18 protein-coding genes are annotated in these 24,730 nt (G+C 32.2%); 12 read left to right on the forward strand and 6 right to left on the reverse strand.

What is annotated here, in order from left to right; translation table 11 throughout:
- The first annotated feature begins 318 nt into the window (after positions 1-318).
- The 5 genes from LPB87_RS15685 (at position 319) to LPB87_RS15705 (ending at position 7,855) form a co-directional block, all read left to right on the forward strand.
- A complete protein-coding gene (locus tag LPB87_RS15685) occupies positions 319-1,380 on the forward strand; it encodes an efflux RND transporter periplasmic adaptor subunit (protein WP_230728496.1) in 1,062 nt (353 codons plus the stop codon).
- A 92-nt stretch (positions 1,381-1,472) separates the two neighbouring features.
- Positions 1,473-4,571 carry an efflux RND transporter permease subunit gene (locus LPB87_RS15690; protein ID WP_129538499.1) on the forward strand — a complete coding sequence of 1,033 codons (3,099 nt, stop codon included), beginning with the start codon at positions 1,473-1,475 and terminating at the stop codon, positions 4,569-4,571.
- Positions 4,572-4,661: 90 nt separating this feature from the next.
- Positions 4,662-5,972 carry a TolC family protein gene (locus LPB87_RS15695; protein WP_230728534.1) on the forward strand — a complete coding sequence of 437 codons (1,311 nt, stop codon included), beginning with the start codon at positions 4,662-4,664 and terminating at the stop codon, positions 5,970-5,972.
- 27 nt (positions 5,973-5,999) lie between these two features.
- A complete protein-coding gene (locus LPB87_RS15700; RefSeq protein ID WP_129538500.1) occupies positions 6,000-6,863 on the forward strand; it encodes a bestrophin family ion channel in 864 nt (287 codons plus the stop codon).
- A 71-nt stretch (positions 6,864-6,934) separates the two neighbouring features.
- Complete coding sequence (locus tag LPB87_RS15705; protein ID WP_230728497.1) at positions 6,935-7,855, forward strand: AraC family transcriptional regulator N-terminal domain-containing protein; 921 nt, start codon at positions 6,935-6,937, stop codon at positions 7,853-7,855.
- A gap of 427 nt (positions 7,856-8,282) precedes the next feature.
- Here LPB87_RS15705 and LPB87_RS15710 read toward each other — a convergent pair whose 3' ends face one another.
- From LPB87_RS15710 to LPB87_RS15720, 3 genes are all read right to left on the reverse strand, one after another.
- Complete coding sequence (locus LPB87_RS15710; RefSeq protein WP_230728498.1) at positions 8,283-8,657, reverse strand: DUF779 domain-containing protein; 375 nt, start codon at positions 8,655-8,657, stop codon at positions 8,283-8,285.
- Between the two features lie 68 nt (positions 8,658-8,725).
- Positions 8,726-9,760, reverse strand: a complete 1,035-nt coding sequence (gene adhP / locus LPB87_RS15715; protein ID WP_230728499.1) for an alcohol dehydrogenase AdhP — start codon at positions 9,758-9,760, stop codon at positions 8,726-8,728.
- Between the two features lie 58 nt (positions 9,761-9,818).
- Positions 9,819-11,324 (reverse strand): aldehyde dehydrogenase family protein, encoded by a 1,506-nt coding sequence (locus tag LPB87_RS15720; RefSeq protein ID WP_230728500.1) that lies wholly within the window; start codon positions 11,322-11,324, stop codon positions 9,819-9,821.
- Between the two features lie 277 nt (positions 11,325-11,601).
- On the opposite strand from LPB87_RS15720, the gene pheT reads away from it, so the two are divergent.
- The 5 genes from pheT to LPB87_RS15745 all read left to right on the forward strand — a co-directional run bounded on the left by pheT (position 11,602) and on the right by LPB87_RS15745 (position 17,353).
- Positions 11,602-14,022 carry a phenylalanine--tRNA ligase subunit beta gene (gene pheT / locus LPB87_RS15725; protein WP_230728501.1) on the forward strand — a complete coding sequence of 807 codons (2,421 nt, stop codon included), beginning with the start codon at positions 11,602-11,604 and terminating at the stop codon, positions 14,020-14,022.
- 299 nt (positions 14,023-14,321) lie between these two features.
- Positions 14,322-14,897 carry a TetR/AcrR family transcriptional regulator gene (locus LPB87_RS15730; protein WP_129538505.1) on the forward strand — a complete coding sequence of 192 codons (576 nt, stop codon included), beginning with the start codon at positions 14,322-14,324 and terminating at the stop codon, positions 14,895-14,897.
- 181 nt (positions 14,898-15,078) lie between these two features.
- Positions 15,079-15,411 (forward strand): hypothetical protein, encoded by a 333-nt coding sequence (locus LPB87_RS15735; RefSeq protein WP_230728502.1) that lies wholly within the window; start codon positions 15,079-15,081, stop codon positions 15,409-15,411.
- 46 nt (positions 15,412-15,457) lie between these two features.
- Positions 15,458-16,498: an LLM class flavin-dependent oxidoreductase gene (locus tag LPB87_RS15740; protein WP_230728503.1), complete on the forward strand. Its 1,041-nt coding sequence runs from the start codon at positions 15,458-15,460 to the stop codon at positions 16,496-16,498.
- A gap of 12 nt (positions 16,499-16,510) precedes the next feature.
- On the forward strand, positions 16,511-17,353 hold the full coding sequence (locus LPB87_RS15745) for an alpha/beta hydrolase (protein ID WP_230728504.1): 843 nt from the start codon (positions 16,511-16,513) through the stop codon (positions 17,351-17,353).
- Between the two features lie 166 nt (positions 17,354-17,519).
- On the opposite strand, the gene LPB87_RS15750 is transcribed toward LPB87_RS15745, so the two are convergent.
- The 3 genes from LPB87_RS15750 to LPB87_RS15760 all read right to left on the reverse strand — a co-directional run bounded on the left by LPB87_RS15750 (position 17,520) and on the right by LPB87_RS15760 (position 22,871).
- Positions 17,520-18,794 carry a hypothetical protein gene (locus LPB87_RS15750; RefSeq protein ID WP_230728505.1) on the reverse strand — a complete coding sequence of 425 codons (1,275 nt, stop codon included), beginning with the start codon at positions 18,792-18,794 and terminating at the stop codon, positions 17,520-17,522.
- A 116-nt stretch (positions 18,795-18,910) separates the two neighbouring features.
- Positions 18,911-20,659, reverse strand: coding sequence for a DUF885 domain-containing protein (locus LPB87_RS15755; protein WP_230728506.1), 1,749 nt, complete (start codon positions 20,657-20,659; stop codon positions 18,911-18,913).
- 235 nt (positions 20,660-20,894) lie between these two features.
- Positions 20,895-22,871 (reverse strand): alpha-ketoacid dehydrogenase subunit alpha/beta, encoded by a 1,977-nt coding sequence (locus LPB87_RS15760; protein WP_230728507.1) that lies wholly within the window; start codon positions 22,869-22,871, stop codon positions 20,895-20,897.
- A gap of 174 nt (positions 22,872-23,045) precedes the next feature.
- On the opposite strand from LPB87_RS15760, the gene LPB87_RS15765 reads away from it, so the two are divergent.
- Both LPB87_RS15765 and LPB87_RS15770 read left to right on the forward strand, forming a co-directional pair.
- Positions 23,046-23,996, forward strand: a complete 951-nt coding sequence (locus LPB87_RS15765; RefSeq protein ID WP_129538512.1) for a 2-oxoglutarate and iron-dependent oxygenase domain-containing protein — start codon at positions 23,046-23,048, stop codon at positions 23,994-23,996.
- Positions 23,997-24,204: 208 nt separating this feature from the next.
- Positions 24,205-24,588 (forward strand): GxxExxY protein, encoded by a 384-nt coding sequence (locus tag LPB87_RS15770; protein ID WP_195736495.1) that lies wholly within the window; start codon positions 24,205-24,207, stop codon positions 24,586-24,588.
- The last annotated feature ends 142 nt before the right edge of the window (positions 24,589-24,730 follow it).

Here is a 24,730-nt window from a genome sequence, read left to right on the forward strand (position 1 = left end):
CTCTATAGTTATATATGAAATTTACAATCAAAAAAACTATTTTTTATCTTTAAAACATAGTATCTCAGGATCTTTACAATTTTGAATCAACAAATAAACATTTTTTTTACAATCCTTCTTAAACCTTTCTTCGGGAACGAAGTCTTAGTCCTTTTGTAGTTCTGCCCACTTTGTGTTTTCCTTTTAATCAAATCATTAATATTTGTACATACAACTGTTAAATATAAAAATAAGACATTTAGTTTTGAATACAAAAAACTAAATTTGTGAGTTCACTTAAAAACCAAAATCTATTAATTATAGTTTTACCAAAATCTTATGAAAATAAAGAACCTTGTTTATGCCTTGCTAATAATCGGAATTGGAGGATTTATTGCCTATCGAATTGTATCCAATAAAAATAAGAATGACGAATCTAAAGGTCAGAATAATAAAAACAATCCAATTACTGTTTCTGGAGTTGTAGTAGATACTCAAACTTTTGATAATAATTTATCTTTATCAGGATCTATTGAAGCTAATGAACAAGTAGAAATTAGAAGTGAAGTTTCTGGAATTGTTGAAGGTATTTATTTTAATGAGGGAAGCAATGTGACTAAAGGTCAGGTTCTTTTTAAAGTGAATGATTTAGAATTGAAAGCACAATCAAAACAAGCGACTACCAAAGAGAGTTTAGCTGCAGAAAATGCTAGAAGAGCTAAATTGCTTTTGCAAAAAGAAGCAATCAGTCAGGAAGAATATGATGTTGCTAAAGCTGATTATGCTTCTGCACAAGCACAAAGTCAATTAATTCGCGCGCAAATTGCAAAAACAGCTGTAAAAGCTCCGTTTTCTGGAAAGATAGGATTGCGTTCTATTTCTCCAGGCACTTATATTACACCAACAGTCTTGGTTGCTAAATTGGTTAACACAAGTAAATTAAAAATTACATTCTCGATTCCAGAGAAATACGCAAGTCAAGTAAGAGAAAATTCAATTATTACCTTCACTGTTTCGGGATCTAATACATTATATACAGCAAAAATTTATGCAATAGAGCCAGAAGTTGCTGTAGAAACAAGAACGCTTCAGATTAGAGCTATTGCAGAAAATAAAGACGGTAAATTATTTCCAGGAACATTTGCTGATGTGAAATTACCATTAGATATTATAAAAGACGCAATCGTAGTTCCTACTGAAGCAATTATACCAGTGCAAAATGGTAAAAAAGTTTTTATCTCAAATTTTGGTAAAGCCAAAGAAGTAATGGTAGAAACAGCTACAAGAACTGATGCATCTATTTTGATTCTTTCGGGTTTAAAAAAGGGAGATACCGTTATAACAAGTGGTGTTATGTCATTAAAAAATGATAATCCAATTAAAGTAAAAGTTAAATTATAAGTTATGAATTTGAAATTATAAGATTTGGTGCTTTTACTAAATCTTAAATAATAAAAAAACATAATTCATTCCCCCATTTATAATTCAAAAAAATGAGTTTATCAACTACAAGTATAAGGAGGCCCGTATTAACAATTGTTTTAAATCTTGCAATTGTATTATTTGGTCTTATAGGATATAGCTTTTTAGGTGTAAGAGAGTTTCCGTCTATTGATCCAGCACAAGTTTCTGTTCGTACTAATTATACGGGAGCAAATTCGGATATTATAGAATCGCAAATTACTGAACCGCTTGAAAAAGCAATTAATGCCATTGATGGAATTAGAAATATTACTTCATCAAGTGTACAAGGAAGCAGTAATATTACTATCGAGTTTAATCTTGATAAAAACCTTGAAGAAGCAGCAAATGATGTTCGTGATAAGGTATCACAAGCAGTTAGAAGCTTACCTCAGGACATAGATGCTCCACCAGTTGTTTCTAAGGCCGATGCTAATGGTGAATCGATCATCTCTATGACAGTTCAGAGTGATACGCGTAGCGCTCTAGAATTAAGTGATTATGCTGAGAACGTTATTTCGCAGCGATTAGAAACAATTCCAGGGGTAAGTGGTGTTCAAATTTGGGGGCAAAAGCGTTATGCAATGCGTTTATGGATTGATCCTATAAAGCTAGCTGCATATGGATGTACAGTTTCAGAAGTTCGTAATGCCTTAAATGCTCAGAATGTTGAGTTGCCTTCTGGGAAACTTACAGGGAATAATACAGAGTTAACGGTAAAAACAGTTGGTAATTTATCTAAAGCTGAAGAATTCAACAATATAATTATTCGTTCTGAAGGCGAAAAAATAGTTCGTTTAAGCGATATTGGACGTGCTGAATTGGGACCTGAAAATACAGAAACAAAACTGAGCCAATCTGGGCTTCCTATGATAGGTCTTGCAATTGTGCCTATGCCAGGAGCTAATTACCTTGATATTTCTAAAGAGTTTTACAAAAGATACGATGCGCTAAAAAAAGATCTTCCTAAAGATATTAAACTTGATATAGCAATTGATAGTACTCTTTTTGTTAAGAAATCGGTTTTAGAAGTTGCCGAAACCTTAATGATATCTATTGTCCTGGTTATCTTAATTATCTTTTTGTTTTTTAGAGATTGGGCAATTGCATTCAGACCTTTAATTGATATCCCTGTTTCATTAATAGCAACATTTTTTATAATGTGGCTCTTTGGATTTTCGATTAACGTATTGACATTATTGGCAATTGTTCTAGCAACAGGACTTGTAGTTGATGATGGAATTGTGGTAACAGAGAATATCTTTAAGAAAGTTGAAGAGGGAATGTCACCAATTGAAGCTGCTATCAAAGGATCAAATGAAATTTTCTTTGCTGTAATATCTATTTCAGTAACATTGGCAGCGGTATTTTTACCAGTAATATTTCTGGAAGGATTTGTAGGGAGGCTATTCCGAGAGTTTGGTGTTGTAATTGGTGCAGCAGTATTAATTTCGGCATTCGTTTCTTTAACGTTGACTCCAATGTTAAACGCTTATTTGATGAAAGGTGGCGAGCAAAAAAAGTCAAATTTCTATCTTAAAACTGAACCTTATTTTGAAAAATTAAATAGTGGCTATGCTGAAGCATTAGGTCGTTTTATGAAGAAAAAATGGTTGAGCTTTCCTATTATTGCTATCTGTTTTGGTTTGATTTATTTGTTTTTTAGCATTTTACCAAAAGAAACTGCTCCGTATGATGATCGAAGTGCACTTGTTTTAAGTGTTACTACACCTGAGGGATCTTCATATGAATATACAGATCGATTTATGCAAGAACTAGGACAGCTAATTGATGACTCGATTCCAGAGAAAAAAGTAAGTTTAGTAATTACTTCTCCAGGATTTGGATCTTCATCTGTAAATAGCGGAAGAGTTAGAATTGCGCTTAAAGAGCCTAATGAAAGAACTCGTTCTCAAAGAGAAATTGCTGAAAAATTGACCAAATGGACCAAAAGATATTCTGAGGCAAAGACTTCAGTAACTGAGCAGCCTACTATTGCTGTAAATCGTCGTGGAGGATTGCCTATTCAATATATTATCCAGGCACCTAATTTTCAGAAATTACAAGAGAAGATTCCTTTGTTCATGGAGGAAGCTAATAAAAATGATACTTTTTCGGTAACAGATGTAAACTTAAAATTTAATAAGCCTGAAATTAATGTAAGTATCGATCGTGAAAAAGCTGAAAGTTTAGGTATTTCTATTATTGATATTGCACAAACATTACAGCTTTCTTTAAGTGGTCAACGTTTTGGTTATTTTATTAAAAACGGAAAACAATATCAGGTAATTGGGCAGTTTGATCAAAAAGATAGATCTAAACCATTGGATTTGACTTCGATGTTTGTGAAAAACAAAAAAGGACAATTAATACAAATGGATAATGTAGTTACAATTGAGGAGCAAAGTAATCCTCCACAATTGTATCATAACAATAGATATATGTCGGCTACCATTTCGGCTGGTTTAGCTCCAGGAAAAAGTATCAGTGACGGAATTGACGCTATGAATGAGATAAAAGCTAAAGTTTTAGATGATACTTTTACTACTGATTTAGGAGGAGAATCACGAGATTTTGTTGAAAGTAGCTCTAATACTTCATTTGCATTTGGATTGGCTTTATTATTAATATTCTTGATATTATCAGCTCAGTTTGAGAGTTTTATCGATCCACTTATTATTATTTTGACTGTACCGATGGCTGTTGCAGGAGCGTTATTTTCATTATGGTTATTTAATCAAACATGGAATATCTTTAGCCAAATTGGAACCGTAATGCTGATTGGTTTGGTTACCAAGAATGGTATTTTAATTGTTGAATTTGCGAATCAATTGAGAGAACAGGGCAAACCTAAATTAGAGGCTATTTTAGAAGCATCAGAAGCTCGATTAAGACCAATTTTAATGACGAGTTTGGCAATTGCATTAGGTGCTTTGCCGATTGCAATGTCACTTGGGGCAGCTTCTACAAGCCGTATAGGAATGGGAGTTGTTATTGTTGGAGGTACTATTTTTTCTTTAGTTCTTACTTTGTTTGTAATTCCAGCAATGTATCTAATGTGGTCTAAAGCCCGTAAACATTATCCTGAGTTTGACCATATAGAAGAATACGAAAAAGAAAGTAGTAAATAATCTCGAACTTATTTTAAATAAAAATAGTAACCACGAATCGCTTTTAAATAAATTTTGATTTGCAGATTCGTGGTAATAAATATAAAAATGATGTACACTAAAACTCTATTTAAATGCTTGGTTTTGTTACTTTTTTGTGTTGTAAAAAGCAATGCACAAGAAGTTCTTACTATAGAAAATGCAGTTAAAATAGCATTAGATAATAATTTTGAAATAAAGATAGCTTCAAATAATTTAAAAATTAATGAAACTAATGCGGCAATAGGAAATGCTGGGATGCTCCCAAAAGTAACAGCTAGCGTTGTAGATAATAATAGCATTCAAAACACATCTCAAATTCGTCAGGACGGAACTTCGACTTCATTGAGTAATGCAAAAAATAACAGCTTAAACTATGGTGTCGGATTAGATTGGACCATATTTGATGGTATGCGAATGTTTGCTCAATTGGATCAGCTTAAAGAGCTTCAAAAATTAGGTGACGCTGAATTAAGACGCACTATTTTAGTAAAAGTTGGACAAGTAAATTCAACATACTATGATTTGGTTCAACAGCAACAACAATTGGCGGCTTTGGATACTACTATTGTAATTTCTAAGCAAAGACTGACTTTGGCTCAAAATAGATTTTCTATTGGAAAGGCTTCAAAATTAGAGGTGTTAAATGCTCAAGTTGATTTAAATACGGATCAAGTTTCTTTATTGAGACAAAAGGAATTATATGCAAACACAAAGATTTTATTGAATCAGATTTTAGCTAGAGATTCTAAAATTGACTTTAAAGTTATGGATCAAGTTACTGTAGATAACACTTTAATTTTAAATAATTTACAAGAATTAGCTAAACAACAAAATCCGCAATTGCAATCTCAAATTATCAATATTAGGATTGCCGAATTACAGTTAAAACAAGTAAAAGCAAACCGCTACCCTACTGTTAAATTAAATACAGGTTATAATTTTGCAGAGAGTCATTCTAGTTTAGGTTTTACAAGTGAATCTACTGCTAGGGGACTAAATTATGGTTTTAGTGCTTCTCTGAATTTATTCGATGGTTTTGCTCAACATAGAAACGAAAAAATTTCTAAGCTACAAATCGATAATACTAAATTTGCTTTAGAGCAACAAAATCAAATTTTAAGTACACAATTAGCTACTTCTTATCAAACTTATCTAACGAACTTAGAGTTGATTAATTTAGAAGAAAATAATGAAGCTATCGCTAAACAAAACTTAGATATTACTCTGGATAAATTTCGTATTGGAACCATTACCACTCTTGAATTTAGAACGGCACAGCTTAATTATGTGAATGCAAAAGTGCGTTATAGTAATGCTCAATTTGAAGCAAAATTATCTGAAATCGCTTTAAAAGAATTAGCAGGAAATATTAGTTTTTAGTCTAAATTTGCTTTAAAATATTATTAAATGATATCATATAATACGAAAGACTGGTTTACTTTTATTTTTCATTTCCATAAATCAGATACTGTTAGGAAATTATTTCCTATCATGATTGCTATCGCAATTTATTCTAGTGCAGTTGGTTATCTTGAAATTTATTATTTTAAGATAGGTAAAAACGACTATATTCAGAATATTCCGATTATGCATGGAATGCTTGGTTTTGTAATTTCGTTGTTATTAGTATTTCGAACAAATACTGCTTATGATCGCTGGTGGGAAGGTCGAAAACAATGGGGAAGTCTTGTAAATAATAGCCGTAATCTGGCAATTAAACTTTCGGCAATTTTAAAAGATGAAAATGACAGGAAGTTTTTTAGAAAATTTATTCCTGTATATGCTGATGTTTTACACAAGCATTTGCATGATTCAGAAACTGGAAAACAGCTTTTTGAAGATGTAGATTTAGAAATAGATCATCATAAACACAAACCAAACCAGGTAAAGAGAATCATGTATCATAAAATAAATGATTTGTATGATGCTAAGAAAATATCTGGTGAACAACTCATTATCATAAATGATGAGTTCAAAGCTTTTACTGATGTTTGTGGTGCTTGCGAGAGAATAAAAAACACTCCTATTCCCTACTCTTACAGTGCATTTATCAAAAAATTCATATTCTTTTATATAATGACTTTGCCTTTTGGTTACTCTATTAGTCTGGGTTATTATGTTGCTCCTGTGGTTGTTTTTGTTTTTTATGTGCTAGCGAGTTTAGAGCTTATTGCCGAAGAAATAGAAGATCCATTTGGTGAAGATGAAAATGATTTACCTACTAAAAAAATTGCTGAAAATATTAAAAAACATGTTGAAGAGTTGATTTAATTTAACGTTAAATCTTCTTTTCATATGATTATTTTGTTTAAATTTAAGCTTTCGTCTTAAAATTTAAAGCAATGAATAATCAGCCTTTCCTAATAAATCCGCTCCAATTATCAAAAGAGAAATCCTTAAAAACTCTGGTTGAAAACAGGACGATTTATAACTTGAATCATTGTGAGTTAAATATCTTCGAAACATATCAATCTTCTACTTTAGTTCCTTTAAAGTTTGATGATTTGGTTGTAACTAGTATGCTGAGAGGAAAAAAGATAATGCATCTTTTTGAAGATCCTGAATTTGAATATTTACCTGGGCAAACTGTTGTTGTTCCTGCAAACGTAGAAATGAAAATTGATTTTCCGGAAGCAACAAGAAATAATCCTACGCAATGTCTAGCTTTAGCCATTGAACAATCTAAGATTACAGAGACATTAAATTTCTTAAACGAGAGATATCCCAAAGAAAATGATCTGCTTTGGCAATTAAATTATCAAAATTATTTTTTTTATAATAATGTTGACATGGCCGCTGCTATCAATAAGCTCATTAAAGAATGCATGAGTACATCTATTACTAAAGATATTTTAGCAGATTTAACACTCAAAGAATTATTGATTCGTATTATACAAACGCAAACGGTAAAATCTATTGATGAAGGAATAACTATTCAAGCTAATAATCCAATAAAAGAAGTTACAGAATTTATCAAGCAGAACTTGAAAGAAAATATGAATCTAAAGAGCCTGAGTGAGAAAGCTTGTATGAGTACAGCCTCTTTCTATCGTTTTTTTAAGAGAGAATTAGGAATGAGTCCGATAGAATTTATATTGAATGAAAAAATAAAATGTGCCAAAAAGTTATTAAAAAACCCTTCAATACAAATTAACGAAGTCTGTTATTTATCGGGATTTGAAGATGCTAATTATTTTATCAGGCTATTTAAAAAACACGAAGGAATTACACCTAAGCAATATCAGTTGTTGTTTATTAATTAGAGGCTTTTTTTTTAAGGTTTAAAGGTTTTGAAAAAGGTACAAAGTGACAAAGGTTCAAAGCTAGAAAGGTTCTGAGGCTCTAAGGTTTTTATCGAAACGTGAACCAATCTAACTTGTTATAAAGAAATTTTAGCAAAACACAATCATAATCTTGTCACCCTGACGCAGGAAGGGTCTACGTAAGCAACTCGACATTTATTGCATAAAAAAAAAGAAGCAATGTGGTGGTGTCTCTACCAGAAACTTGAAAATATCTGTCTCTTCTTGTTTAGAAGCTTAGCGAGACAACCACAATCTTGTCACCCTGACGCAGGAAGGATCTCCACAAGTGACTCGACAATTATTGCACAAAAAAAAGACGCACTGTTGTGCGCCTCTACAAGAAACCTTTGTCTCTTTGTACCTCTGAACCTTAGTCCCTATAAACCTAAAGAAAGCTTTTGACTGGTTCCAAATCTCCCTCCTCTTCATCGGTGAAAATTCGATATTCTATTTGAAATGTTTTTTTTAATGGTGTTTCCAATGAGAATCCACCTACTCCAAATGCATCAATTACATTGAGTGTAAAATGCGCATGTTTCCAATATTCGAATAAATCTTTATCAACCCAAAATTCAGTGTCTTCAATTGTTCCAATGCATACGTCTCCTGTCCGTTGATAAAAGCCACCTTTCTCAAAACATTGCGGTTGTGTTCCTTCACAACATCCGCCAGCTTGATAAAACATTAATTCACCATGTTTTTCTTTTAGTATTTTTATCAATTCAATAGCCTTTTCTGAAGCATCAATTCTTTTTATCATGATTTTAGGTTTTAAAAAAAGCAACAAACTCTTTTGATTATAGAGAGTTTGTTGCTTTCATGATTTAATTAAGGTTTAGCGATTTCAAGCACAACCCTTCCTTCAATTTGTCCCTTTTTCATTTTATCAAATACATCATTTACATCTTCTAATTTTGCAGGAGTGATTGTAGCTTTTACTTTTCCTTCTGTAGCAAATTCTATTGCTTCTTTCATGTCCTTACGTGTACCTACAATTGAACCACGAATTGTAATTCTGTTTAAAACAGTATCAAAAATTGATAAATCAAAATTTCCTGGAGGGAGTCCGTTAAGTGCCATCGTACCTTTTCGTCTTAAAGTTTCAAGACCTTGCTTGAAAGCTATAGGCGAAACAGCCGTAATTAATGCCCCATGCATTCCACCCACTTCCTTTTTTAAAAATTCTCCAGGATTTTGATTTTTTGCATTTACTACTAAGTCTGCTCCAAGTTTTTTGGCTAAATCAAGTTTGTCATCGGCAACATCAATTGCAGCAACATGCATTCCCATTGCTTTTGCGTATTGTACAGCAACGTGACCTAAGCCTCCAATTCCTGATATAGCAACCCATTCTCCTGGTTTTACCTCAGTTTCTTTTAGCCCTTTGTACACTGTTACTCCAGCACATAGTATTGGTGCCATTTCCATGAAATTTACATTTGATGGTAAGATACCAACGTATCTTGCATCGGCAATTACATATTCGGCAAAACCTCCATCTACGCTATAACCTCCATTTTGTTGGGTATCGCATAAGGTTTCCCAGCCTGTAATACACTGATCACAGCCTCCACAAGCGCTATAAAGCCATGGTACACCTACAGCATCACCTTCTTTTACATTTTTCACATCCTGGCCTACAGCTACAACATAACCTACGGCTTCGTGTCCTGGGATTAAAGGCATTTTAGGTTTTACAGGCCAATCTCCTTCTACGGCGTGTAAATCAGTATGACAAACTCCACTTGCAATAACTTTTACAAGAATTTCGTTTTTTCCTGGGCGTTTTACTTCAACTTCTTCAATTTTTAAAAGAGAACCAAATTCTCTTACAACTGCGGCTTTCATTGTTTTTGGCAACATAATAGTATTGATTTATAAGACCAGTACGTTTATATACCAGTCTTTGGTTTATATAATATTAAAAGAAACCTAATTTCTTTTTGTCATAAGAAATTAGCATGTTTTTAGTTTGACGGTATTGTCCTAGCATCATTTTGTGGTTTTCACGACCTATTCCAGATTGTTTGTATCCTCCAAACGGTGCGCCTGCTGGGTATGAATGGTACTGATTTATCCAAACTCTTCCGGATTGAATCGCTCTTGGTACTTGATAAATTTCATGTGCATCACGTGTCCAAACTCCAGCTCCTAAACCGTACATTGTATCATTTGCAATAGCAATAGCTTCTTCGGTAGTTTTAAATGTAGTTACAGCTAGAACTGGTCCGAAAATTTCTTCCTGAAAGATTCTCATTTTATTATTTCCTTTAAATAAAGTAGGTTTGATGTAATAGCCGCCTTCCAGGTCTCCTCCTAAATTATTCTCTGCACCACCGGTAAGTAATTCTGCTCCTTCTTCTTTTCCTAATTTTATATAAGAAAGAATTTTTTCTTTTTGTACGATAGATGTCTGTGCTCCTATCATTGTTGTTTTGTCTAATGGATTTCCTGCGATAATAGCTTCAGTTCTTTCTACTACTCTCTTAATAAACTTGTCATAGATATCTTCATGAACTAATAACCTAGATGGGCAAGTACAGATTTCTCCTTGATTCAATGCAAACAAAACAGCTCCTTCTATGGCTTTATCGAAGAAATCATCGTCATGATCGGCTATAGATGGGAAGAAGATATTAGGTGATTTTCCTCCTAGTTCTAGTGTAACTGGAATTATATTTTCGGTAGCATATTGCATTACTAATCGACCTGTGGTTGTAGAACCTGTAAATGCAGCTTTTGATACTTTTTTATTTGTAACCAATGGTCTTCCAAGCTCTGCACCAAATCCGTTCACGATATTTAATACTCCTGGTGGAAGAATATCGCCTATAAGTTCCATTAATACTAATATAGAAATTGGTGTACTTTCAGCAGGTTTTAAGACAATTGTATTTCCAGCGGCTAATGCTGGAGCAATTTTCCAGACTGCCATTAAAATTGGAAAATTCCAAGGAATAATTTGTGCTACTACTCCTAATGGTTCACTTAAAGCAATTGAAACTGTTTGTGAATCTAATTCTGCAATTGAGCTTTCTTCAGCACGAATTACTCCTGCAAAATATCTAAAATGATCTATAGCTAATGGGATATCAGCAGCTAGTGTTTCTCGTACTGGTTTTCCGTTATCAACAGTTTCTACAGCGGCGATATATTCTAAATTATCTTCTATTTTTTGCGCTATCTTATTTAGTAAAATGCTACGTTCAGTTACTGAGGTTTTTCCCCATGTTTTAAATGCTTCATAGGCAGTATCTACAGCTAAATCAATATCTTCTTTCCCAGAATGTGCTGCTTTTGTAAAAACTTTACCGTCTATAGGAGAAATTACATCAAAATATTCTCCTTTTATTGGTGCTACAAATTTTCCACCAATGTAATTATCGTATTTTGCCTTAAATTCAGGTCTTTTTACTAGAGTACTCATAAAATATCTTTTTTTTGGATTCATTTCAAATTTACTTTCAAACTTTTATAAAGAATAGCACAATTCATTCATCTAATAGCACAAAAAATGCAGATTCGTTTTTATAGTCAAACTTTAATACTCTATTAGTAAAATATTATGATAAAAAATAGATAATATTTAAAATAGTATAATTTAGGCTTAATTAAAAAGAGCTGTAAAAAACCAAATAAATTGTTTTCTACTACAATGTGCAATGCTTATATTTGTAAACTTATTCAAGAATAATATTACTCAAATGAAAATATCTTACAACTGGTTAAAACAATTCATTAAAATAGACTGGAAATCTGACGAAACATCTGCTTTGCTTACTGACTTAGGTCTTGAAGTGGAAGTGGTTGAAAAATACCAATCAATAAAAGGAGGATTAGAAGGTATTGTTGTAGGGCATGTATTAACCTGTGTACAGCACCCAGACGCAGATCGTTTAAAAATTACAACTGTTGATATAGGATTAGAACAACCAATACAAGTAGTATGTGGAGCGGCCAACGTTGCTGCAGGACAAAAAGTTCCTGTTGCTACAATTGGAACTGTTTTGTATGATAAAAGTGGAGAATCTTTTGTTATTAAAAAAGGGAAAATACGCGGGCAAGAAAGCCATGGAATGATTTGTGCTGAAGACGAATTGGGTCTAGGAACTGGTCATGATGGTATTATGGTTCTAGATGTAACTTTGGTTCCTGGTACTCCTGCTTCTGAAGTTTTTAATATTGAAAACGATGAAGTTTTTGAAATAGGATTAACTCCAAACCGTGCCGATGCAATGAGTCATCTTGGTACAGCGCGTGATTTGCGAGCAGGATTATTACAAAGAGGTCAAAACGTAGAGTTAATTACACCGTCTGTAAGTAATTTTAGAGTTGACATGCGAACTTTAAAAATTGATGTAAATGTCGAAGAACCTTCTTTGGCTCCAAGATACTGCGGAGTTACCATTTCTGGAATTACAATAAGTGAATCTCCAAGTTGGTTGCAAAATAGATTAAAAGCTATTGGAATTACTCCTAAGAATAACATTGTAGATGTTACTAACTATGTTCTTCATGAATTAGGACAGCCTTTACATGCCTTTGATGCTAGTAAAATAAATGGAAAAATCATCGTAAAAACGGTTCCTGCTGGTACTAAATTTGTTACTCTTGATGACGTTGAAAGAACATTACACCAAGAGGATTTAATGATATGCGATGAGAAAGGTCCGTTATGTATTGCTGGTGTTTTTGGAGGTAAAAAATCGGGTGTAACAGAAACTACCACTTCTATATTTTTAGAGAGTGCTTATTTTAATCCTGTTAGTGTTCGTAAATCAGCTAAAAGACATCAATTAAATACAGATGCTTCTTTTAGATTTGAAAGAGGAATTGATCCTTCAATTACTGCATATGCGTTAAAGCGTGCTGCTTTATTGATAAAAGAAATTGCTGGTGGTGAGATCACTTCTGATATTGTTGAAATCTATCAAAAGAAAATAGAAGACTTTTCAGTTTTCCTAAACTTTAGTCACGTATCAAAAATTATTGGACAAGAAATTCCAAAAGATACTATCAAAAAAATATTAGTGTCTCTTGATATTAAAGTTAACAGTGTGTCTGAGGCTGGCTTAGGGTTGACGATTCCTGCTTACCGTGTTGATGTGCAACGTGAAATTGATGTTATTGAAGAAATTCTTAGAGTTTACGGATATAATAATATTAATTTCTCTAAAAAATTCAATGCAACAGTTTCTAATTCACCAAGAACGGAAGATTATAAGGTACAAAATAGTATTGCCGCACAATTGAATTCGCAAGGATATCATGAAATGATGGCTAATTCATTGACGACTCCTTCATATGCTAACCTTTCTGCTTTGTTGAAAGAGGAGCATAATGTTACAATTTTAAATCCTCTAAGTGGTGATTTATCAGTAATGCGTCAATCGTTATTGTTTTCTGGATTAGAAGCAATTTCATATAATATCAATAGAAAAAATTCGGATTTAAAATTATTTGAATTTGGTAAATCATACCATAAATTTCTTAATGGATATGAAGAACACAAGCATCTTACTTTGTTTATTACCGGAAACAGAAATAAAGAAACCTGGACTAATGGACAGCAATCTACTGATTTCTTTTTGTTAAAAGGATATGTAAACGGTGTTCTTTCTAGATTGGGAATTGATAAAATCAATAATATCCCATCACAATCAGATGTTTTTTCTGAAGGTGCTGCTATTGGATATGGACATGACACTTTAGTTGAAATGGGTGTTGTAAAAAAATCAATTTTAAAACACTTCGGAATTAAGCAAGAGGTTTTTTATGCAGATTTTAACTGGGACTTAATTTTGAAAATAATCACAGGAAAAATAAAATATACTGAGATTCCTAAATATCCCGAAGTACGTAGAGATTTAGCTTTATTGATTGATAAAAATATAAGTTATGATAGTATTTATACTCTAGCAAAACAAACAGAGAAATCATTATTAAAAGATGTGAATTTATTTGATGTTTACGAAGGTGAAAAACTTCCTGAGGGTAAAAAATCGTATGCATTAAGTTTTACTATTCAAGATAATACTAAAACACTTACTGATGCTCAAATTGACAAAATCATGAGCAAATTAAAACAAAGTTTTGAAACTGAACTTGGCGCAAGCTTGCGTTAGTAAAATATAGGATTATATTAAAGATCCGCTGAAGAATTTTAAAGTTCTTTAGCGGATTTTTTTTGCTTTTATCTTAACGAAAGAGTTTGTTTTTAATTTTATAAATATAGTTTTGACCGCTTTGTTATATTCTACTTATTCTCTAGTTGGCTTTTTTGAGAAAAATATTTCTACAATGATTTGATTTATAGATCATTTTAAGTTTATTCCTTACTATTATTTTTTAAAATAATTTTATTTAGAAAATATAATAGCTCCTTATTAGAACAATCATTCTAATTATGTACATTTGCACTATTATGGCACGTAAAAAAGAATTTGATCCCGTTGAAAAGTTAGAAATAGCAAGAGATGTCTTTTGGGAAAAGGGATATCATATAACTTCTATGGAAGATTTGGTTACTCATATGCAGGTAAATCGCAGAAGTATGTATGATACCTATGGAGACAAACACAAACTATTTATTGAAAGTTTGTGCAATTATGCTTTAGAGACTTTTGAAGAATACAAATTAGCTGCCCATGGCGAAAACTCTCCATTAAAAGCTATAAAACTAATTCTAAATAAGGCTATAAAACGTTCATTTGAAGAAAATAAAGTTTGCATGATTGTTAAGACTTCTTTTGAGGTTGGTGCTCTAGATTCTGATATTTTGGAATTATTGAAACAATTAAACCAAAAGTTGATTCTAATTTTTGAAGATTTAATTGTTTTAGCACAAGAACAGAATGAAGTTGGAAAAAATAAAAATGCAAAAGAATCTGCGCAATTTATTGTTGGTTCATTAGCAGGATTATGGCAAATGCAGATTTTATATAATGACTTGGAAATGGTTCAAAAAATGGCAAAACGCCTTATTGAAAGCTTAGAATAATTTTTTTAAACAATTATAGAACGATCATTCTATAATTATTTTATTTCTTATGTCATTATTAGAAACATAAGTCTTAATTATAGAACGATCATTCTAAATATTTATTAAAATAAAATAAAAAATAAAAGAAATGATAATGAGCAATAATTAAAATAGGTACAATCAATTAAAATTAGAAATAATGGAAAAAACGAAACATAGTGAAAAGGAGAAAATTTTACTTACCTATATTTTAAAGCATCAGCAAGACAAAAACCTAAATTCTATAATTGATGTTCTAAACAAAAATCTATTCTGGGAAATTTTCCCTCCTAAAGGAGTCGAAATCTTAAGTTGGAATGTTTTAATAGGTTTAGGTCACGTAGTGGTTTTGAGGTTTCCAGTATCTAGGTTGCGTGAAGTGAATCTTTCACTAGAAAAAGGAGCTTGGGGAGCTTTTAATACAGAAGCATATACTACCTATGATTATACAGATGCTTTAGAAGAGAAAAAAAGCAAAATACAATCATTTTAATAACACATAGTTTTAAGATTAAAAAATACAATTTAAATAATTGATTATGGAATTAGGTTTAAGTATGTTTGGCGATCTGCACATTGATCCGATAACAGGAATAAGACAATCTGGCGAACAACGTTTAGCAGAATTGATAGAAGAAATCAAGCTTGCTGATGAAATAAAACTAGATGTGTTAGGTATAGGAGAACATCATAGAGAGGAATATGCAATATCAAGTCCTGAGATTGTTTTAGCAGCGGTAGCAACAGTAACAAAGCAAATAAAATTAAGTAGTTCAGTTACAGTATTAGGATCATCAGATCCAGTTAAACTTTATCAAAATTTTGCATTAGTGGATTTGATCTCTAATGGCAGATCTGAATTAATGGCAGGAAGAGGCAGCTTTACAGAATCATTTCCTTTATTCGGGTATGATTTAAGCGATTATAATGCTTTGTTTGAAGAAAAATTAGATTTATTTCTTCAAATTAATAGCAAAGAAAGAATTAATTGGAATGGTCAATTTCGTGCGCCTTTACAAAATCAAAAAATTTTCCCAAGAGCTGTAAACAATAAAATACCCGTATGGATTGCAGCTGGCGGTACACGTGAATCTGCTATTAGGGCCGGACGTTTGGGAATACCAATCGTTTTTGCTGTTATTGCAGGGACACCTTTGTTGCATTTTCAGCCTCTTTATGAATTGTATAGAGAAGTATATGAAAAATCTGGACATGATATGGATCAATTTCAGGTAGGAATGTTTTCTCATGGTTTATTTGGGGAAGATTCAAAAACAGTTAGTGACTATTATTATCCATTATATGCTGCACAAATGGATAGAATTGGTAGAACGAGAGGATGGTCTTCTTTTCATCGCAATCAGTATGATTTTGGACGATCTAAAGAAGGAGCCATGTTTGTAGGCGATGCTGAAGAAACAATTGATAAAATTTTATATGCACATGAGTTATACGGAATCACCCGCTTTTTTACGCATATGGATGTTGGTGCCCCTTCTCACTTGCATTTAATGAAATCAATTGAAATTTTAGGGACTAAAATTGCGCCAAAGATTAGAGAAGTATTGCATAAAAAATAATAAACAAAAACAATGAAAAAGATAAAAAAAATAAGCCTTTGGAATGGTGATATGCCCACGACTAATGGATTGTCAGGTCAAGAGATTTTTACTCCAAATGAGATTATAGAAATCTCTAATATTACGGAAGCGGAGTTAACAATATATCATGCTGAAAACAAAATAAATACTGGAATTGCTACAATTATTTGCCCTGGAGGAGGCTATGCAGGATTGGCAATAAATACAGGTAATGATTTTGCAGCTTGGTTAGCCTCTATTGGTATAACTGGTATTGTATTAAAATATAGATTACCAAATGGAAATAAAGAAGTTCCTCTTGATGATGTGCAGCAAGCGATATCTTACGTGCGCAAAAATGCTTTAGAATTAGGTATAGATAAAAATAAAATTGGAGTAACTGGATTTTCTGCAGGAGGTCATCTAGCAGGACTGGCTTCAACTTTATTTTCAGAAGAAAAAGAAACGAATCGTCCAGATTTTTCTATCTTGTTTTATCCGTTAATTACTATGGGGGAAAACTCTCATAAAGATTCAATTGAGAATCTTTTAGGAAGTCATCCTTCAGAATCTGAAATAGAAAGGTATTCTTGTGACAAACAAGTATCTATTAATACTCCACCAGCATTGATTTTAGTTAGTGATGATGATATGGTTGTTCCGCCAATAAATAGCATTATTTATTACGAATCTCTAAAAAAGCAGGATATTAATGCCGCTTTATATGTATTTCCGCAAGGAGATCATGGTTGGGGACTTAATGGATTGAATATGTTTGGAAAAGATTTCAAATATACTGAGGAAGTCAAAACTTTAATAAAAAAATGGATAAATGAGTTATTTTCATTTGCGTAATTTTTAACTGAGACTTTTAGTATTTTGAAAACTAAGGGGTCTCTCCCCTTTTTAAGAAATCAAAATGAAGTCTGATTCAATTTACTTATAAAGAGTATTAAAAATCCGCTAAAGAATTTAAATATTCTTAGCGGATTTTTTTGTTTGAACAGTTTTAAATTTTGTTTTAACTAGCGAGTAAGCTTTTATAATAGCTTTCTACATCTCTCCAGTTATAATAAGGCGCTATATCTGTTTTTACAGTTGGAACAAGAATTTCCTTTTCATGAAGAAGAAATTTTACAAGTATATCATCTGATTTTGGTTTTCTAAAAAATACGATTTGGATGTTACCTGCCATTGGGGCTACCTTAAAATCGCTCCATGCTTCATAAAATTTATCTGTATCAGAAATACTGTTATAGGTACCTTCTAAATGTAGCAGCATTGCCAGCGGAATTATATTACCATCATGTGCAAAACGTAACGTTGCTCCTTTTCCTTTTGATGTTATTATTTTATTAGCATTTTCTAAAATATTTTTTAAAGTTGGTTTTTGATTTTCAAACATGAGTCCGTTGTTGATGGCTGCATTGGCATCATTTACATACAAGCGATAGTTTGTACATTGCCATAAATCAAAAAGTTCTTGTTTTTCGAACAAATCATAAAAGTTTAGTTTTGTTTCTACATTTTGCATCCCTCCTGCTATAGCAAATAATTTTTTCATAACAGTTTCAGGATTCACTTTCTTGATAATATAATCATTGTCAGAAAATAAAGAATTGACTAAACGGTCTGGTTTGATATGTTTTACTTCAAATTTTTGATACTCTTCTTTCCATGTGTCTTTTGCAGATCTAAATGCTATTGCTTCTGGTGTATGGTAGTTTAGATAGCGTTGCCATTTTATACCTGAATTTCTAGAAATTTGCAGGCTTGGATTAAACTCTTTAATACGTTCACAAAAAGCATCCATACTTAGGGCAACACGTACTACCGTCGTAGCGCTGGCGTCTACTTGCGCTTCTTTTGTGAATACCTTTGGATAAAGATTATACATGCGTTCTGCAATACCCCTTTGTTCTTGTACTCCTATAACTGAAAGATCTCCACCTCTAAATTCTACCTCACTCCAAAGTTGTTGTAAACGTTTTAAAACGTCTTTCCCTAGATCAGTAAGTGCAGCATTTTTGTTTGCATTCTCAAACAGATCCAATACTTCTTTGTAATCATTATCACTTATTAAATAGCGAGAACCATGACGCCCAAAATGACTTATATAAAAAGCTTCATATCCTTTTGGTGCTGGCGTATATGCTACAATATCTTTGGAAGGATAAGCATAATAAACACCAGCTGTTTTCTCTGGTGTTTCAAACATTTCTTGTTGAGTTGTTTGAACTAATACAATTGAAAGATTAGCTAGTATAAATAATAAGGATAGGCGATTTTTTTTCATTTCAATTTAATTTTAAACAAAACAAATATATTCTAAAGTTTGGATTTTATTTTCACAAAAAGCCCCCAAATAGTGTTTAACTCTTTGGGGGCAATTTAGTATAGTCTAAGGACTGTTTACTTTGATTCTTTACTAGTCATTAGTTCTTTTATGTATTTTACTGGAGCACTACCATAGCTTAAGAATTTTTCATGAAATTCTTTTAGATTGAATTTCGTTCCTTGTTCTTTTTTTAATGATTCTCTAAAATCATATATCTCTGTATATCCTGTAAAATAAGAGCATAATTGTACTTGTGACAATGTAGCACGTTTCCATTTTCCATCAGCTTCAGCTTGCTGTTGAAAAGCTTCTTTAGTTAATAGAGCTAATGCAGCATCTTTAGACATGTTTTTTGTGTGCACACTATAATCTAATATAGTATTACAAGTTGTTCTAAGATTCCATTTGTAATACATCAACCACATTTCGTCTGAGTTTTTGTATCCACTTTCAAGCATCATTCTTTCAGTATATACAGCCCAACCTTCGATCATTGCACCGTTTCCTAAAATAGATTTGATGATACTTGGCGATTGATTGCTGTAAACTAATTGTGTGTAATGTCCAGGAATTGCTTCGTGAATATTAAGAATTTGCAAAATGTAATCGTTGTACTCTCTTAAATAGCTTTCAGCATTTTCGGCTGTCCAACCATTCATGCTTCCAACATTATAATAGGTATTTGCATTTTTATCGTAAGGGCCTGGAGCAGATATTGATGCTCCTGCAACACCTGCCATATAAGCTGGTTCTTTTCTAACTACAAGTGGTTTAGATGGATCTATATAAAGTAAATCTTTAGCCTTTACGTAAGCCACAAGCTCTGGGATTTGTTTTTCAATTTCCGATTGAAATTTCTCAGGGGTTGTATGTTGCAATGAGATTTTATCAATTACTTGTCTAATTAACTCTAGCTTATCTTTTGGTTTTGCATCTGTACCTTTGTATTTTGTCCAAAGTTTATCGGCAAGAACAAACATCTTACCATGCAAATCATTTTTATGGTTTACAGCAATTTTATAAATTTCATCAGCAGTATATCCTGACTCAATATCAAAGTTGAATTTTTTAGCATATAATTCGGAACCTAATCTAAAAGAACGAGGCGTTTTATTGTCTAGTTGTTTTAGCCAGTTTGCATAATCAGTAATTGCTTTTACAGAAACATTTGCTTTGTCAATAATATTCTTTTTTTCTTCGGCTGATAATTTACTTTTGCTTAAAGCAGCTACTAAATCTTCTTTAAAAACTGAAACACCCCCTAAATTTTGATCTATTGCAAGTGCAGTATGTTCTTTGGTAGGGTTTTTAATATTTGATTTGGCTGCTTCGTAATAAGCAGGAATTCCATTCATTTTTAAATTAAAATTACGCAATCTCACATCTAGAGAATCATATTTTCCATTTAATATTTCAGCAAAAGAGCCACAAACATTATATGATGAAGGATTCCACTCAGATGATTTAAGCTCATTTATACTAAAAAGAGTGCTTTCTAGCTGATTTTTAATCATGTATAAATCAGTCTTGTTATTATCAGAAAGCCCTTCTAATGGATATTGTTTTAATGAATCTAATTGAGAATTAGCAAAAGCTATTTGTTTCTTTTGATTTTCAGCATTTGGAATAACCAAAACACTATCAAATTTATGATATCCTTGGCTGGCTGCCCAATCAGGATTTAGTTTCCATAAGTCAGTAATAAAACCTTCCTTATATTTTTCAAATTTTTCATTTGTCGCCTTATTGTCACCTGATTTAGCATTTTTATTGCAGGAAACAAGTAAAGCAACAACAACAATAGGAATAAAAAGTTTTTTCATATATATAATGTATTTAACTGCTAAAGATAAAAAATGATCTTTATGGTATGCTAATTTTATTTTATTAAATGGAATTGAAAATTATATTCTCGTAAAGATGTGAAGACACAAAGAAAAGTAGCTCATAGGCTACTTTTCTTTGTGTCTCTACGGGAGAGATGTTTTTTAAATTTAATGATCCTAAGCAGGAACGTTTGAACCTTTGTTGCTAAGCACCTCCGAAGCTTTAAGTAATTTAATAAGCTAATAAATCTAAAAGTTCTTTCTCAAATCTGCCTTTTGGTAAATATTGATCTTCTAGTGCTTTTGTAAAAGGAATTGGAGTGTCTAAACTTGCAACACGCTTAACAGGTGCGTCTAGATAACGGAAGCAATTTTCCATTATTAATGATGATATATCACTGGCAATACCACCAAAAAGTGAATCTTCCTGATAAATTATTACACGTCCAGTTTTCTTAACCGATTCATAAATTGCTTCTGTATCCAAAGGCTGTAACGTTCTTAAATCTAATAAATCTGCTGAAATATCTGGATTTTTAGTAAGTGTTTCTAAAGCCCAATGTACAGCAGCTCCAAATGCAATAATTGTAACATCATTTCCTTTTTTTAACAAAGCTGCTTTTCCTAGCGAAATTGTATAATAATCTGTAGGTACGTCTTGATAAACGCTTCGGTATAATTGCTTATGTTCAAAGAATAAAACCGGATTTGGGTCATTAATAGATTCGTTTAATAAGCCTTTAGCATCATATGGGAAAGCAGGATAAACGACTTTTAGACCTGGAGTTTTTGTAAACCAAGCTTCATTGGTTTGCGAATGAAATGGCCCTGCCTGAGTACCGCCTCCACAAGGCATTCGAACTACAACATCGGCTTTTTCTAACCATCGGTAATGTGATTTTGCTAATAAATTCACGATTGGATTGAATCCTGTAGAAACAAAATCGGCAAATTGCATCTCAACAATCGCTTTGTATCCATTTATTGAAAGTCCCATTCCGGTTGAAACTACAGCACTTTCACAAATAGGTGTATTCCGCACACGATCTTTACCATATATTTCTACAAAACCATCAGTTATTTTGAAGGCACCGCCATATTCAGCAATATCTTGCCCCATAATAACCAAATTGCTATGAAGCTGCATTGATAAGTTTAAACTTGACGAAATGGCATCTATAAATCGAATATTTTTGGTTTCTAAGTCTGGTGCAATCTCTTTATAGTTGTACGGTTTGTAAACATCATTTAGTTCTTCTTCATAAGAAGCTTCAATTTCTGGTTCTTCATTTGCAAGAACTAGACTTTCATCGATATCTTTCTTAATTTCAGCATGCAATTCTTCATCATATGCTGTGGTTAATACTCCTATCTCAGTTAAAAAGTCCTTATAATTATTTACAGGATCTTTTACTGCCCACATATCCATTAAGTCTTGCGGAACATATTTTGTACCACTCGCCTCTTCATGTCCACGCATTCTAAATGTTTTAAACTCTAATAAAACAGGTCGTGGTTTCTCTATCATTGACAGTTTTAATTCAGATAAAAGATTATAAACTTCTAATATGTTATTTCCATCAATAATATGACTTTCTATACCATAACCTACTCCTTTGTCGGCTAAGTTTTCACAACGATATTGCTCGTTTGTAGGAGTCGAAAGTCCATAACCGTTGTTCTCAATGACAAACATTACAGGTAATTCCCAAACAGCAGCAATATTTAATGCTTCATGAAAGTCTCCTTCGCTTGTTGCACCTTCTCCTGTAAAAACAGCAGTTATTTTATTATTCTTTTTTAATTTATTGGCTAAAGCAATCCCGTCAGCAACACCTAATTGAGGTCCTAAGTGAGAAATCATACCAATAATTTTATATTCTTGAGTTCCAAAGTGAAAACTTCTGTCACGTCCTTTAGTAAAGCCATTGGCTTTTCCTTGCCATTGTGAAAAAAGACGGTATAGTGGGATATCCCTTCCTGTAAAAACACCCAGATTACGGTGCATTGGTAAGATGTATTCGTCAGAGTCCAAAACGGCTGTAACTCCTACAGATATAGCTTCTTGTCCTATTCCAGAAAACCATTTAGATACTTTTCCCTGGCGGATTAGGATGAGCATTTTCTCTTCTATTAATCTTGGTTTTAATAATCTCTTGTATAAATCTAAAAGCTGTTCGTTGGTAAGTTCTTTTCTGTCAAAAATCATTTTTTGGTTTATTATTTAGTCAATGAATGTTGTAAAAATATAACAACTTGGTTATATTTTGTTATATAATTATTAATTATTCGCATTTGTTGAAATAAAAATAACAAATTAGTTTTACATTTGCTCTAAGATATGGTTTCTAACCTTATCAAGTTATCAATAAATATGTAAAGTATGCAAAACATTCCTAGTGTAGACTTACGTGATTTCCTTTCGGACAACCCGGAACGTAAACAAAAATTTGTAAATGAAATCGGAAATGCATTTGAAAACATTGGCTTCGTTGCCCTAAAAGGTCACTTTTTAGATGATCAGTTAGTTGACGAACTTTATGGCGAAATTAGAAAATTTTTCGCATTGCCAATAGAATCTAAACATAATTATGAAATCCCAGGTATTGGAGGTCAGAGAGGTTATGTTTCTTTTGGTACAGAACACGCCAAAGGAAGAAAAGAAGGTGACTTAAAAGAATTCTGGCATTTTGGTCAGTATGTGAGTGAAAACTCTAAGTATGCTTCAGAATATCCAGAAAATGTTGAAGTTACAGAATTGCCTAAATTTAATGCTGTTGGTAAAGAAGCGTACCAAATGCTTGAAAAAACTGGAGTTTATGTTTTAAGAGCTTTAGCATTACACCTTGGATTAGATGAATTTTACTTTGACAAATATGCCAAAGACGGAAATTCAATCTTACGTCCTATTCACTACCCACCAATTACATCGGAACCTAAAGATGCAATTCGTGCTGCTGCTCACGGTGATATCAACCTTATTACCTTATTAATGGGAGCACAAGGAAAAGGATTACAAGTTCAAAATCATGATGGAGAATGGATTGATGCCATTGCCGAAGATGATCAATTGGTAATTAATGTTGGAGACATGCTTTCACGTCATACCAACAACAGACTAAAATCGACTATTCACCAAGTAGTTAATCCACCAAGAGAATTATGGGGAACATCTCGTTACTCAGTTCCGTTTTTTATGCACCCAGTAAGCGATATGCGTTTGGATTGTTTAGAAAACTGCATTGATGCCGAGAATCCTAAGAAATTCGAGGATATTACTGCTGGAGAATATTTATACGAACGTTTGGTAGATTTGGGTTTAATCAAAAAATAATCTTTAAATTTACCTAATTATAAAAAGACATTGAGTTTATACTTAATGTCTTTTTGCTTTATGAAACTAGAATATCATTTATATAGCTTTTATAATTTTACTCTTATATTAGTTGCGCGATGTAAAATATTGAACGCGGATGACGCGGATTTTTTAAAGTTTTCAGAATAGAGAAAAATTTCGTAATATCAGTATTTAAAAATATATTATGAGTAGCATTTTACATAGAGAATTAACAAAATCAATTTTAAAAGTTTTTTTTGATGTTTATAATGAACTGGGCTATGGGTTCCTTGAAAGAGTATATCAGAATTCTTTATTCTATGAACTTAAATTAAATGGTTTTAAAGTAGAAACACAAAAGAAAATAAAAGTTTATTATAAAGAAATTGTGGTTGGAGAATATATAGCTGACATAGTTGTAAATGATTTAGTGATATTAGAATTAAAAGCACAAGAATATTTAGTAGAAGCAAATGAATTTCAATTAATAAATTATTTAAAAGCAACGCACTGTGAAGTTGGGCTTCTTTTAAATTTTGGAAAAAAACCCGAATTCATTAGAAAAGTATATCAAAACAATCGAAAATAAAGAATCTGTCTCATCAGCGTCTAAAACACAAAACACGTAAAACTAGAGACCCAAAAAATAAAATCCGCGTTATCCGCGTTCAAAAAATATAAAATACGTAAACGAGTAAACAAAAGAATGCGTCATCCGCGTACAAAAATAT

Source organism: Flavobacterium sp. EDS, assembly GCF_020991525.1.
Lineage (GTDB): Bacteria > Bacteroidota > Bacteroidia > Flavobacteriales > Flavobacteriaceae > Flavobacterium.

Bases quoted from the DNA above. Each gene is read 5' to 3' on its own strand.
- LPB87_RS15685 (WP_230728496.1), top strand. From the start codon at position 319: ATGAAAATAAAGAACCTTGTTTATGCCTTGCTAATAATCGGAATTGGA.
- LPB87_RS15690 (WP_129538499.1), top strand. From the start codon at position 1,473: ATGAGTTTATCAACTACAAGTATAAGGAGGCCCGTATTAACAATTGTT.
- LPB87_RS15695 (WP_230728534.1), top strand. From the start codon at position 4,662: ATGTACACTAAAACTCTATTTAAATGCTTGGTTTTGTTACTTTTTTGT.
- LPB87_RS15700 (WP_129538500.1), top strand. From the start codon at position 6,000: ATGATATCATATAATACGAAAGACTGGTTTACTTTTATTTTTCATTTC.
- LPB87_RS15705 (WP_230728497.1), top strand. From the start codon at position 6,935: ATGAATAATCAGCCTTTCCTAATAAATCCGCTCCAATTATCAAAAGAG.
- LPB87_RS15710 (WP_230728498.1), bottom strand. From the start codon at position 8,657: ATGATAAAAAGAATTGATGCTTCAGAAAAGGCTATTGAATTGATAAAA.
- adhP (WP_230728499.1), bottom strand. From the start codon at position 9,760: ATGTTGCCAAAAACAATGAAAGCCGCAGTTGTAAGAGAATTTGGTTCT.
- LPB87_RS15720 (WP_230728500.1), bottom strand. From the start codon at position 11,324: ATGAGTACTCTAGTAAAAAGACCTGAATTTAAGGCAAAATACGATAAT.
- pheT (WP_230728501.1), top strand. From the start codon at position 11,602: ATGAAAATATCTTACAACTGGTTAAAACAATTCATTAAAATAGACTGG.
- LPB87_RS15730 (WP_129538505.1), top strand. From the start codon at position 14,322: ATGGCACGTAAAAAAGAATTTGATCCCGTTGAAAAGTTAGAAATAGCA.
- LPB87_RS15735 (WP_230728502.1), top strand. From the start codon at position 15,079: ATGGAAAAAACGAAACATAGTGAAAAGGAGAAAATTTTACTTACCTAT.
- LPB87_RS15740 (WP_230728503.1), top strand. From the start codon at position 15,458: ATGGAATTAGGTTTAAGTATGTTTGGCGATCTGCACATTGATCCGATA.
- LPB87_RS15745 (WP_230728504.1), top strand. From the start codon at position 16,511: ATGAAAAAGATAAAAAAAATAAGCCTTTGGAATGGTGATATGCCCACG.
- LPB87_RS15750 (WP_230728505.1), bottom strand. From the start codon at position 18,794: ATGAAAAAAAATCGCCTATCCTTATTATTTATACTAGCTAATCTTTCA.
- LPB87_RS15755 (WP_230728506.1), bottom strand. From the start codon at position 20,659: ATGAAAAAACTTTTTATTCCTATTGTTGTTGTTGCTTTACTTGTTTCC.
- LPB87_RS15760 (WP_230728507.1), bottom strand. From the start codon at position 22,871: ATGATTTTTGACAGAAAAGAACTTACCAACGAACAGCTTTTAGATTTA.
- LPB87_RS15765 (WP_129538512.1), top strand. From the start codon at position 23,046: ATGCAAAACATTCCTAGTGTAGACTTACGTGATTTCCTTTCGGACAAC.
- LPB87_RS15770 (WP_195736495.1), top strand. From the start codon at position 24,205: ATGAGTAGCATTTTACATAGAGAATTAACAAAATCAATTTTAAAAGTT.